The 12,036-nt window shown below is 41.5% G+C and carries 9 protein-coding genes and 2 pseudogenes; 3 read left to right on the forward strand and 8 right to left on the reverse strand.

Annotated elements, in window-relative coordinates; translation table 11 throughout:
• Positions 1 to 290 precede the first annotated feature (290 nt).
• On the reverse strand, positions 291 to 2,525 hold the full coding sequence (locus PGLA_RS15895) for an S-layer homology domain-containing protein (protein ID WP_211269561.1): 2,235 nt from the start codon (positions 2,523 to 2,525) through the stop codon (positions 291 to 293).
• A 745-nt stretch (positions 2,526 to 3,270) separates the two neighbouring features.
• Complete coding sequence (locus tag PGLA_RS29440) at positions 3,271 to 3,402, reverse strand: hypothetical protein (protein ID WP_281197362.1); 132 nt, start codon at positions 3,400 to 3,402, stop codon at positions 3,271 to 3,273.
• 44 nt (positions 3,403 to 3,446) lie between these two features.
• On the opposite strand from PGLA_RS29440, the pseudogene PGLA_RS27525 reads away from it, so the two are divergent.
• A pseudogene (locus PGLA_RS27525) lies at positions 3,447 to 3,578 on the forward strand (MFS transporter); the annotation flags it as partial.
• Positions 3,579 to 3,672: 94 nt separating this feature from the next.
• Here the strand turns inward: PGLA_RS27525 and PGLA_RS15900 are convergent.
• From PGLA_RS15900 to PGLA_RS15910, 3 genes are all read right to left on the reverse strand, one after another.
• Positions 3,673 to 4,242: an SF0329 family protein gene (locus tag PGLA_RS15900; RefSeq protein ID WP_068534407.1), complete on the reverse strand. Its 570-nt coding sequence runs from the start codon at positions 4,240 to 4,242 to the stop codon at positions 3,673 to 3,675.
• A 196-nt stretch (positions 4,243 to 4,438) separates the two neighbouring features.
• Positions 4,439 to 5,695, reverse strand: coding sequence for a sugar efflux transporter (locus tag PGLA_RS15905; protein WP_068534409.1), 1,257 nt, complete (start codon positions 5,693 to 5,695; stop codon positions 4,439 to 4,441).
• Positions 5,696 to 6,141: 446 nt separating this feature from the next.
• Positions 6,142 to 6,384, reverse strand: coding sequence for a hypothetical protein (locus PGLA_RS15910; RefSeq protein WP_068534411.1), 243 nt, complete (start codon positions 6,382 to 6,384; stop codon positions 6,142 to 6,144).
• 433 nt (positions 6,385 to 6,817) lie between these two features.
• On the opposite strand from PGLA_RS15910, the gene PGLA_RS15915 reads away from it, so the two are divergent.
• The gene (locus PGLA_RS15915) at positions 6,818 to 7,348 is read left to right on the forward strand and encodes a hypothetical protein (protein WP_068534412.1); all 531 of its coding nucleotides are present in this window, start codon (positions 6,818 to 6,820) and stop codon (positions 7,346 to 7,348) included.
• Between the two features lie 269 nt (positions 7,349 to 7,617).
• On the opposite strand, the gene PGLA_RS15920 is transcribed toward PGLA_RS15915, so the two are convergent.
• Positions 7,618 to 7,941, reverse strand: coding sequence for a hypothetical protein (locus PGLA_RS15920; protein WP_145939572.1), 324 nt, complete (start codon positions 7,939 to 7,941; stop codon positions 7,618 to 7,620).
• Positions 7,942 to 8,063: 122 nt separating this feature from the next.
• Positions 8,064 to 9,110, reverse strand: a complete 1,047-nt coding sequence (locus tag PGLA_RS15925; protein WP_068534414.1) for a YeiH family protein — start codon at positions 9,108 to 9,110, stop codon at positions 8,064 to 8,066.
• A 250-nt stretch (positions 9,111 to 9,360) separates the two neighbouring features.
• On the opposite strand from PGLA_RS15925, the gene PGLA_RS15930 reads away from it, so the two are divergent.
• Positions 9,361 to 10,248, forward strand: a complete 888-nt coding sequence (locus PGLA_RS15930; RefSeq protein ID WP_068534415.1) for a LysR family transcriptional regulator — start codon at positions 9,361 to 9,363, stop codon at positions 10,246 to 10,248.
• A gap of 328 nt (positions 10,249 to 10,576) precedes the next feature.
• On the opposite strand, the pseudogene PGLA_RS28085 reads toward PGLA_RS15930, so the two are convergent.
• Positions 10,577 to 12,036 (reverse strand): annotated as a pseudogene (locus tag PGLA_RS28085) (DUF5704 domain-containing protein); the annotation flags it as partial.

A 12,036-nucleotide genomic window follows, 5' to 3' on the forward strand; every position in this document is an offset into this window, starting at 1 on the left:
TGTTCTCTGTTGTTCTTACTTCGATTGCGGCTGAGCACAGAATCATCGATGATGAACACTCGTACACGAGTAGCTGAAATGAGCGACTCGAAATTGAATTGGCATGGTTGATAGACATTTCCTTGATACCACATAAGAAAGGTGTTTTCCTACGCACTCCACATGAGTCGTATGCTTAATATTGAGAAAATAACTTTCTAAATACTATCGCAAATTTGGTTTCAAATTTGACCGAATGCAAAACAAACTTAGAAGGTCCACAAGGACCGTCCAAGCTTGTTATTTTTACTTTACTTACTCTTTTGAACCAACATTTTCAGCAGAACCGTTACGGCTTCAGCCCTCGTTGCATGGTCTTGAGCGGCGAATTGGTTCGCTCCTTTACCTTGCACAATACCTGCTCGCTTCACGTTAGCCACACTGCCTTTCGCCCACGCCGGAATATCCTTGTCGTCTGCGAAGTCAGTTACGGAATTTGCTTCGATAGACTGACCCAGAGCATTCCCAATCATTGCTACCATCTCAGCGCGTGTGATCTCAGCATCCGCACGGAAGGTACTGTCCTTATACCCTTTAATTATACCTGCTTGTACAGCTTGCGCGACCGCTTTCTGCGCCCAAGCTCCGATCTTCGCAGAATCTGTAAAGGTCAGCGCCACTCCTGCCTCTTGTGGCTTCAGCGCATTCATCAGCATTACTGCAAATTCCGCACGTGTCACGGTATGATTCGGCTTAAATGTACCATCCGGATAACCCATGACGATTCCGCTACTTATTGCTTGCTTGATGTTCGCCTCTGCCCAGTGCCCAAAGATATCACTAATACTAGCTACCGTTGACGTTTCCGTTGGGTGGTTCGTTACGGGCATACCCGTAGCTTGATCTACAACGAGTACTGCAAACTTCCCAAAGTGATTAACTTCCACACTAATGCGGTTGCCGTTGATTTTACCCCCGGAGACACCCATCCATTCTTTCTTCCCATCCTCATAATAGAAGACACCCACCGATTGATTGCTCTTCAAACTTGTTGGATCAAATGTTAGAGTTATCGTTACCGGTTTACTGAAGTTTTCCGGGAAGTTTTTCAGAATTTCAAATATCGAGCTGCCCAGAACCTCTTTATTATTTAGAATATTTTGGGAGTTCAGGACTTTCTCTATCGTTAATTTCAGTTCTTTATTTGTTGCATTAGCCGGAATCGAGATCCTGATCATATCTTCAAGACTAACCTCGCCCATTTTACCCGCGGGAAGCGTTATTTGACCATTTGTTGAAGTCAATTTGGTTTCACTTGGTGACGTCGATTGTGTCGAAGACACATCCGTTACCGGATAGACGGGTGGCAATGGTGGTAGGTTCGCGGTTCTGGCTTCCACCAGATTGGAGGCCATTCTTTGCCCAGGAGCAAAATTGGCGCTTAGGCGGAACTGATAGTTTGTATTGACTGTCAATGGATAAATCGTTGTCTTCGTTTCGTTGGCGGCCAAGGCCTTATTGCTCCAATTTTCTCCGTCTTGCGACCATTCAAGCTCGAGATCGGTTGCCCCCTCTACCTCAGGCCATGTGACGGTCGCCTGGTCTGAAGTTGTCACGATTTGTGGGCTGTCCAAGGTGAGTGAAAATTTTTGCACACGGCGTAGCATGGAATCATCTACATAGATATTTCCGGCATTATCGGTGGCAACACCGAATGTAACCTCAAATTCTCCAGGAGCTGAGCCTTCCGTACCCCACATCCTGATTGATTTCCCATACGGATCAAGCACTTGAATCCGATAATTCTTCGTCTCCATTACATGCAGATTTCCGTACCGATCAAAGATGAGCGCTTGTGGAAAACTGAATTGCCCTGGTTCGGCGCTTTCCCCCTCTCCCCATTGTCCAAGATAGTCGCCCATGGCATCGAATTTCTGGATGCGGAAGTTGCCTGGGTCAGCGATAAAAATGGTGCCATCGCGATCGATCGCGATGCCAGACGGAGCATTAAATTGCCCGGGAGCGGTTCCAGGCGCTCCCCATGTGAGCAAAATTTGTCCAGTTGGATCATATTTTCGCACCTGATGCAATCCGGCATTCGATACATACACGTTACCCTCCTGATCGACTGCCAGTCCCAATACGCCAGTATTCAGAAAATCACTATCATCCCAACGCCTCAGTTCGGTGCCGTCTGGCTGAAATACCCGAATGTTGCCTTGTCCATTATTCACATAGACAAGCCCACTATGATCAACCGCAATGGCCCTTGGCATTCCGAAGACCATTCCGTCAATATCCCATTCTTGTAGAAACTGCCCATTTGATGTGAATTTCTGCACACGGCTGTTCATTGTATCCGCGACGTAAAGATTTCCTGCTTGATCAATTGCCATCCCTTGGGGAAAACTAAATTGCCCCTCCTCCTCGCCATCTTCTCCCCATTGACTAAACACGGGAGCAGCTAATGCCTTCTCTCCATACCCGACGAACAGGGCGGAAGCCATCACAGTAGCTGACAAAACACATTTCGTAAATATTGACATGCTTTTCTTCATTGTCTCACTTTCCTTTTCACCATTCTTGTTTGCATGAATCAATCTGTAGTTGTCAAACCTGAACCTGTTGCTCACATCTCCTCTCAAAATAGCTTAGTGAATTGATAAAGATAATCAATCTAGACGTTCTCAAAAAAGAAAGAAAGATTTTCTAAATAGCTTGCTTTACTGATAATGATATTCATTATCAACTATGTAGTTCTGCTATAGTATCAATAAAACAAATTTCTTGTCAATCAATTGTTTTATCCGTGTCGTTGTTCTGTCCGATACTGATAGTTGAAATACCCATTTTGCAAATCCTCCTGCGCCTGATGATAACTCATTGATAATGGTTTTAAAAGGAGTCTTTTCCTTTGGACCATAATGAGCAAACTATCAAACAAGTTATCGGTAAAACCTTAAAAGCTATACGAATAAAGAGGACTTAGCTGGAAAATGCGAGGTAGATCGCTCTTACATCTGATAGTGGTAGGTCGAAACGAGCCCTCTGTCAGCAAGATATTTGAACTATGTGATGGGCTGAATATTAAGCCTTCCTCTTTCTTTCATTTAATTGAAATCGAGTACGATAAACTTAAATCCTGAACACAAAATAAAGAGCGGAAGGTAAGCACCCATGCTTAACTCTTCCGCTCTTTATCTTCAATCTGATGTAAAATCCTGTATCTCCTTAAGACATTTCATGCCATCTTTTATTCCTGCAGGATACATCCATTCTTTTTCAAGGGCATTACGATAAATTCAACGTTTCCTCCCAGTTAAGTATCTGGTACAGTCGTGGAGCCAATTCCTGCTTTAACTGTTCCTCTAGTTCAACCTGCTTCTGTCGCAATGGTTCGATTGCTTGCAATCTACCAGCCATTATAGCTAATTCATTGAAGCCTTGTTCCAAAGTTCTCCAAAAGAGGTATCGTAATGGGAGGTAAGTTCAGGTTCGAGGGATTTCAATTGCTTGGGATTATCCTCACGGTAATTGCATTGTCTTTGGTATTCATGAGTCGGCGGCGCCGGGAGTCAGGGCAATTGCAAGAGTCGTAGGTTCAACAAGTTCAAATCTACAAACCATTGAGTGGTACGAATCACCGTGCATCAAAAACCTCCCGATCGGGAGGTAAATAACTTTTTTTTATTTTCATAACGTACTAAGCCGTAATTCATAAAAATACTGCACAATTGGATGCTTTAACTTCATCTTCTCGGTCATGTTTAAAATTCGCTTTTTTCCAACTCGTCTGTCCACCAAAGCTAGAATATTCAATAAGATATCATTGCTCTCTAAGCTTTCCTCTATAGATATGGATAAAAACATATTAGCCACAACGATAAAATTTGATTTGCTTAATGATGACTGTGCAGACATAAGCTCCTTGGCATGTTCCGATATTTTCCTACTTCTTACAATTACTTTTAGACGATCCTCCGGAACTTTCCCCTTGGTATCTATTCTGACCGCTTCAATTTCTTCATTGTTGATAGGAATTTGGATATCTGAATCATTCTTAACTTCCAGCTCCGTCTGATACCATCTGATTAAGGTATTTATATCACTCATATTGAGTACGTTCTTTTTATCTACCGCAATATAACAAATTCCTGCTTTATCAGGTAAATAACGGTAGCTGGTTGCACGGTATTCGACCCTTCCATTTAACGCAGGACAGAGAAAACTCTCCAGTTGTTGCTTCAATTTGCTCCAGGACATGTTGCCTCCTATGTTCTATATTATTAATACCTATTGAGGCAGTCGTTCTATTATCCATAATACAATAACCAACACATCTATCATACTAAATACAAGTAACCTCCAATAAATGAAAAAGCGCAGTCTATACTCTCTATTGACCACACAAACAAAACAACACAACCAATATCAGGTCGTGTTGTTTTGTTTACAAGGGTTATGCACTTACAGACGAACTGGATCCGAACTGGACTCGTTTGGCTTTTACTAAAGCGAAGAGCATTATCATAGCGATAAAAGCAAAAATCGCACACCATAGATAGACGTTACGGTAACCGAACGCATCTGATAGTAAACCGAACAGCAGGAAACCGAGCAAGGAGCCGATTTTGCCTGTGTTGGAATAGAGAGTCATTGCGGTACCGGGCATATCCGGTATGAAGTCCTGGAAGTAGGTAATAGCAATGCCACTTGTAATAGAAATGTATGCCGCGCTAAGTACCTGAATCGGAAATATATGCCATATATCTGTGGCGAAGAAGATGGTGCCGAAGTATGCAAAAGCGAGCAATGAGCCTAGACGAATCAGGTGGTCGCTCTTGACCCGCAACGCCAAAATGCCAAACCCAAGCATAAAAGGAACTTCGAAGACAGGCGGAATACTGAAAATGATACCAACATCCTTCTCTTCACCGTTCAATACTTTCGTTACGAATTGGGCCATGTTCAGCGAGCTGATCGTGTTCGCTGTTGAAATCAGTGTAAAGGCAATCAAATTAACAAATATAAATGGTTGGAAGATGACTTGCCGCAGAGGGATCGATGCTTGTGGTGGTTTTGGCTGTGCTATTTCTTCCTTAGATGTCTTTTTAAGAGAGAGCAGAACGATACCTACAACGATGATATAGCAGGCTGCTGCTACCAGGAACATCCCTTTGAAACCGAAATATAGCAGAACATAAGCCGCGATGGCAGGACCTACAGTCCAAGATAGGGCAAAAAGAACACGCAGTATGTTCATATAAAACGGAATCTCTTTGGCAGGTACCTTAGCCTTCACTAATATCTCCCGTCCGTAAGCAAAAATTTGTGAAAAGGTGGAGGAAGATATACCTAAAAATGTGGCAGAGATCGCGAGAAGCACATAATAGTTACGGGAATATGCATACCCGATATATCCGATCGCTCCAGCGAGAGCACAAATAACAAGAATCATCTTACGGTCAGATACACGGTCAGACAACTTGCCGATATAGGTGCTGAAGCCGACGCCGAAGAGCGTGGAGACCATCATAAACACACCAAACTCCGTATTGCTCATGCCGATTTCATCAATCCCGAACATGGAGCTGAACGGTAGTACAAATGAGAAAGCGATCCCAAGAAAAACATTTACCAGCAAAATGACCGAAAAACCATCAATGCCCATTACGGATTGTGTTCGTTTTCTAACTGCAGCTAAAAAGTTACTCATCCTATTCCCACTCTTTCCCTCTATGTATCTCGTATATTTCAATTAGTATATTTTATAGTATTAAATAGTTAATCGTAAAGAAGTTTTTTCCAAAGGTGAGTTATCATTTACAATTCGCGGGATATTTGAAAGATCTGACCTCTTCGCTACCAGTAGAGCGATAAGGTTTTGTAGGTTGAGGAGATAATGGAGAGGACAACTCTTCTGAAATCATCAATGTACGAATGCTTTCGAAGTTATGGTACTGTAAATCCAAAATCTATAAAACGTACTTCTTTTTTCTTCATGGTTACCATTCAACACATTGTCTATGCGATGTCGTAAATAAATTCAACTTCTTTCATTTTAACTATTAACTCTTTAGGATAGTTCATAAAAGAAAAGCCTGCTTTCTCAGCAGACCTTGTTGAAACATTTACCTTTCAATCGAGTGGTCGAGAACAATCTTACCGCTTCATCAAGCTGGCCTTGTAGCGACAGGACGTCATAGTAGATCCATTTGTCAGCATCGAGTACCTGCACGTTGTTGTTTCGGACAGCCCGGAGATTTCTCCAGATTTCATCGTAGGCGAATGAGCCAATCCCGGAGCAATCATCTGAACGCTACCCCGATTCCCGCCTCCTGCTTGTCCCGGTTTCGCTGAAGTTACGCTCCAATACATGTTTCTCTCTTCGCGTTCTTTCATCAAAAAAATGATACCCTCTTCGACCATACCAAAGTGTCAAAGCAAAATATCTTAATAAATTATTACAAGAAAGGTTCGTTCTGACATGCTTCGTCATTCGCCACTAAACAATTCCAATTAAGGTACCGAACCAATCCCCCATTAAGATGACGAAAAAAAGCACAAGCATAGGTCACTTGCGCTTTGTTACTCAACATTTTTGAGAGTTTCAAGGTAAATGTGACTCCCCAATACTACTAGATAGCATTCAATATGACTCGTATGCGGTAACAAAGCTCACTCACAACGTGAGCAGCCGAATGGCATCGTGACTACCGAGTAATTTTATAGCTGATTCATTCACTTGCTTCGGATAGCCAATTCATTTCCAGTTGTGATACTGTTGCGTTATTCCATATTTACCCTTATGATCTCTAATAGAGAGGGGTATGAAGACATGAAGAAAATCATCATAATGATACTACTATTCGTAGTAATATTACCATCACAGGTGTTAGCTGCTACTTCAACATCTTACGTTGACAAAATGTATTTTGAGTCTTACAAAGAGCGGGTTAAGGAAGTAAAAGTAGCCCAAAAGAAATTAAATGATATCTATTGCACGGATGTAAAGGCGTTAACAGAGAAATCGAAAGCTTCAACAAAAAGATATAACAGCGCAGTCAAGAATAAAGCTACTAGTAAAGAGGTCTTGGCTAATGCAAAAGCTGAAAGAGATCTTGATAAAAAGTCACTTAGTTCTGCCAAGTCTAAATGCTCTGCAACAGTTAAAGAACTTAAGAAAAAAAGTGATAAAGCTCTAAGAGAGATTGCGTCATACAAAACAAAAGTAGTAAAGACAATAAAAACTCACTTGGACGGTAAAGATAAGCTTACTGAAAATGATTTCACAAAGTCGGTATCTCAAAGTCTGTCCGAGATAGAAAGTAAATTCGATGCGATACTAGGATCCTTGAACGCATCTTAAATATGATTAGCTGTTCATAACAAGTTAAATGTATATACCGATATTATAATTAGAATACCATTAATTCCCATTGCCCTTGCTTTTGTAGCAGGGGCTTTCTTGTGTCCTTCCACCTATCCACTACATAAACCAAACCACTAATTATTCAATAAAAAGCCCAAGCGGCATTCTCCACTTGAACTTTAACAGATAAGATCATGAGTAAGTCTGGTCATGAAATACTTACCGAGCACTAACTACAAGTAGCACTCCACAAGCGTTTCGATCACTTAAAAGAAAAAGAGCTGAAGCACACCCAGCACTACCGAAGCGGCAACCATGACCTTTGCCATAGTTTTCTTTTTCATATACATCAGAATAATTCCTATAATGGACAGAATACCAAAGGATCCTGCAGCGATTCGTGAAACAACGTAGTTATCTGGAAGGACCGTAACACTCATATAGTTGATAAGCACACCTAATATTGCAGTAACTATGAATATCGCATTGTTGCTTCTTCGGTCTTTTACCACAAACAACAACACAATACTAAAGATACTGATAACAGCTATGATAATAAATAAAAAAACCAAATATCCAAGTGCCATCATGTCATCCTCCTAACCACATTAGAACTTGTTTAACCAATTATCTAGCAAAGTATTCAGAAATATAACATGAGGCGTGTTTAATTAGTACAAGCTAGTTATAAGTTACTTACAGCTATACAGACTCAGTTAAGTCCAAACAAATGAACCAACATAAATCCTAGGCATGAGAGTATGACCGATCCGATGAGTCCCGCAGCAAATGGCTTAATCCCCAATCGCTTAAAAGCCACCAAATCTACATTCAATCCAAGACCCGCCATCGCCATAGCAATCAACATGTATGCGATTGTTACAATACCATTTGCCATAGACACAGGAATGAACCCTAGCGAATTAACGCCACTTACGAGCAGAAACCCAAGGATAAACCAAGGAATAGGGATTGATTTCCACGAAATCTTGTTATGGTCACCCTGCTCTTTCTTCTCCGAATGGTTGTTCCATATACCAATTAGAATAGCAATCGGGACTAGCATAGCTACCCGTGTTAATTTAACAATAACCGCGATATCCACCGCTTCATTCCCTCCTGAAGCCGCAGCCGCAATAGTATGTGCAATCTCGTGCAGGGTCGCTCCTGAGAAGATACCATAGCCTAATGGCGACAAACCTAGAACAGGGTATAGAAAAGTATAGAGTAGCGTAAATATCGTACCTAATATCGCCACGATCGCAGCGCCGATCGCCGTTTCGTCATCATTAGCCTTAATTTGTGGACCGATCGCAACAACCGCTGCTGCACCACAAATTGCTGTTCCACAGGCGGTTAAGATGCTCAATCGTTTCTCAACTTTAAACAACCTTGCCACTCCATATACGATCATAAGTGTACAGACAATAACGATGACAGCGATAAGAAATACCTTCAGACCTGCATGGACAATATCCATAAGATTAAGTCTCATACCCAGGAGGATAATTCCGAGACGAAGCAGTTTTTTGCTAGAAAAGTTGACTCCAGCGATAATCCTATCCGGCACCCCTACAACGGCTCGCCATGTAATCCCGATCAAGATGGCAATCACAAGTTGTCCCATGATAGCGAGGAACGAGAATCCAGATAACACTTTTGCAACTATAGCAATGATGAAAGTTAGTCCGATTCCAAGCGCAAAACCTACATATTGTTGTTCCTTGTTCTTTTTTGAAAATGATTGTGATTGTTCCATGATGTAACCTACTCCTTGTTAGAATCTCTAGTTGAAGAAGCATATATGCTTTCTATGTCTTAACTATAAGATCCTCTAACTTAGAAGAGAAATACCGAAAACCTATCTGTAGCATTAGGAAAACTTATTCATCTTTTGACAACGAAAGATGGTTTGTTCAATAGGAACGAAAAGGATACAATAAGTGTAAGAAATCTAGCGATTGTACATTGTAAATAATTATAACGTATCTAGGATAACGGAGGAAACTATGATTGTAGATACATTAAAGGTATTTGTAACCGTAGCAGAACAGAGGAATTTCTCCCGGGCTGCGGAAATGCTTAATCTTTCTCAGCCTGGCGTAAGTCAGCACATACGAAATTTGGAGAACGAATTCGGAGTTCAGCTTATGCATCGATCTTCTAAGCAGGTAAAGATGACTGATGCCGGCCAAATCTTGTATAAGCAAGCCAAACAAATGTTATCCCTTTATGAATCGGCGAAGGAGGACATACACCTATTACGTCATGAGGTCACGGGTTCGTTAAAAATAGGTGCAAGCTTCACGATCGGAGAGTATATACTACCATGTCTTCTTGCGCAATTTGTGAATCAATACCCACAAGTCGACATTCAGGTGACCATAGCCAATACAGAAGAAATCGCGCAAGCCGTTCATTCCAATGAACTCGATGTTGGTTTGGTCGAAGGTCACGTTGAATATTCAGAAATTCAAGTGCAGCCTCCTTTTATGGAAGATGAAATGTTGTTAGTCTCATCGGTAGTTCATCCTCTACATACGCTAAGAACCGTTGAACCACATATGCTGCAAGATCAAGTCTGGGTATTTAGAGAAAGTGGGTCCGGCACCCGGGCATACAGTGACCAATTCATCCAAGATACAGCTCTTCGTGTGAACCGATCTTTCGTGTTCAATAGCAGTCAAGGGGTCAAGGAAGCCGTTATCGCTGGACTTGGTATTGCGATGCTGTCTCGCTGGGTAATACATAAGGAGTTAGAATTGGGGGAATTACATCACATTCAAGTTAAAGGGAAACGTTTTACCCGCGATTTTCACGTTCTACAGGAACCAAAGTCCTTAGGTACGATGGCCGTAAAAATGTTCATACAAAAAATAAGGGAACTAGAGCAGTAACATTCCCTTCTGACCCTCATATTTCTGCATAGTGAAGTACATAGCTAGCTTGGTGCAGCTAGCTCGTGTCTCTACATTTGAAATTGTATAAATATTCATAAATCTATTCATTTTCTCAGTTGTCTCAATTCAATGGAGAGCTTCTTTTCTCATCAATAAATCAACGTGCTCTATCCATAAGATAACTGAAGAATCGATGAGGCTCATAGAACAATTGAGACAAGGACAACTGAACCAAAAGAAACCTTGATTGGCATGAAGCCAATCAAGGTCACGTAATTACCGTAAAGCCATTCGTACATTGTGAATCTAACTTTCTATGACTCAACTAATGAGTGACTTGAGATCCAAAGTCATCCCGACTGGATATGTTCGCGTTATAGAAGACGATGTCTCCATCGATCAGCTTGAATCGATTACCAAAAGAATCTACGATATGGTTATTAAACCCTTCCATTTTCCACTGATTCTTTCGATGGATACCACCAACCACTTGGTTCATGAGCGGTGCTTTAATATATTGTAAGTGAGGATTCTCTAAGTCACCATTCTTAATCGACTCTATATCGAAGTTCACGACAATATAGCCATTCTTCAAGAACATCGGTGACTTGTCATCAAATGGACCATTCTGGTACAATTTCAATCCTTTCTTGACGACATACGTATCCACTGGAATGCTGTATTCTCCATACCAATGTTGTATCGCAGACAATGCTCGGTCGGTATTAACGGACGGTGGAATATTGCTCTTGGGTCCTATGAACGTTCGTATCTGTTCAGGTAGTAATAGCAGACTAAATCCACCCACGGGTGTTTTGGTCTTCGTTAACTTGTTGATATATTTATTAACGTATTGGTTCATGGATAGATTCGTGGATTGCTCCGCCGTATCGTTGGTCCGATACTTGACCTCAGCCGTATCCGTTAGTTCATCCTTGGGTACATTTCGCAATCTATCATTTAACAAGACATATCTTTTCACCTTGTCATTACTTGATCCGATCTTAACGAACTTCTTCTCGGATGAATGGTAATATAGATCCACAGGGGTTGTCATGGTGCCATCTTTACTTACGTAATTGAAGGATGGGGTGATCCGTATCCCATCGGTTGGACCAAACATATTGCCTTTCGTCTTGAAATCGAATTTGTAGTGGTATCCCTGTTTAACTACCACGTTCTTGAATCCCTTCATCGTATGACTTCCTGGATGAATGGGTAGCGTGAGCTGTTCACTATTGCCACGTAATTCCCCATCAATGCTATTCTTCCCTACCCAATACGAGGTTCCGGTTGGGTTGAAGCTACCTTTCCTGGTCCGAAAGACCGTTTCCCAGTTGTAGTCCACGATATCTGTGATATGGAAATCATATAACCGTCCTATGACCTCTACTGAAACTTCGTCCGTTGCTACATGATGTGTTAGATTCGTATTGGCATCTGGTTGATATGTGAAATCTTCAGGTGCGTTATGCGCGATACTTCGGAATGCAACCTCGTAATTCCCTTCATCCACCCACACAGGTAAATAGAATGTGGTCTCAAATTGATTAACGGGTATATCAACCCACGTTTTTTTGGGGATAAATTGTGTTCGGCTTTCATTGTAGACATCAAATGGAAACCACACTTGTTTCGTTCTGAAATATTTAGCATAATCTCGATCTCTATACCCAGGATAGTTCACGTGTTGTCCATTGGTTGGCATCCGAATCGTAAAGGGTCTCTCTAGAATGAATGCCGCACGATTGTAGTTGGGATCTCCCTTCTGATTATGAGCTTGTT

Origin of the sequence: Paenibacillus glacialis, from assembly GCF_001637205.1 — a bacterium.
Classification (GTDB): domain Bacteria; phylum Bacillota; class Bacilli; order Paenibacillales; family Paenibacillaceae; genus Paenibacillus_AQ; species Paenibacillus_AQ glacialis.

Coding starts and splice junctions, on each gene's coding strand:
- PGLA_RS15905 (WP_068534409.1), bottom strand. CDS start 5,695: ATGAGTAACTTTTTAGCTGCAGTTAGAAAACGAACACAATCCGTAATG.
- PGLA_RS15900 (WP_068534407.1), bottom strand. CDS start 4,242: ATGTCCTGGAGCAAATTGAAGCAACAACTGGAGAGTTTTCTCTGTCCT.
- PGLA_RS15920 (WP_145939572.1), bottom strand. CDS start 7,941: ATGATGGCACTTGGATATTTGGTTTTTTTATTTATTATCATAGCTGTT.
- PGLA_RS15915 (WP_068534412.1), top strand. CDS start 6,818: ATGAAGAAAATCATCATAATGATACTACTATTCGTAGTAATATTACCA.
- PGLA_RS15930 (WP_068534415.1), top strand. CDS start 9,361: ATGATTGTAGATACATTAAAGGTATTTGTAACCGTAGCAGAACAGAGG.
- PGLA_RS29440 (WP_281197362.1), bottom strand. CDS start 3,402: ATGGCTGGTAGATTGCAAGCAATCGAACCATTGCGACAGAAGCAGGTT.
- PGLA_RS15925 (WP_068534414.1), bottom strand. CDS start 9,110: ATGGAACAATCACAATCATTTTCAAAAAAGAACAAGGAACAACAATAT.
- PGLA_RS15895 (WP_211269561.1), bottom strand. CDS start 2,525: ATGTCAATATTTACGAAATGTGTTTTGTCAGCTACTGTGATGGCTTCC.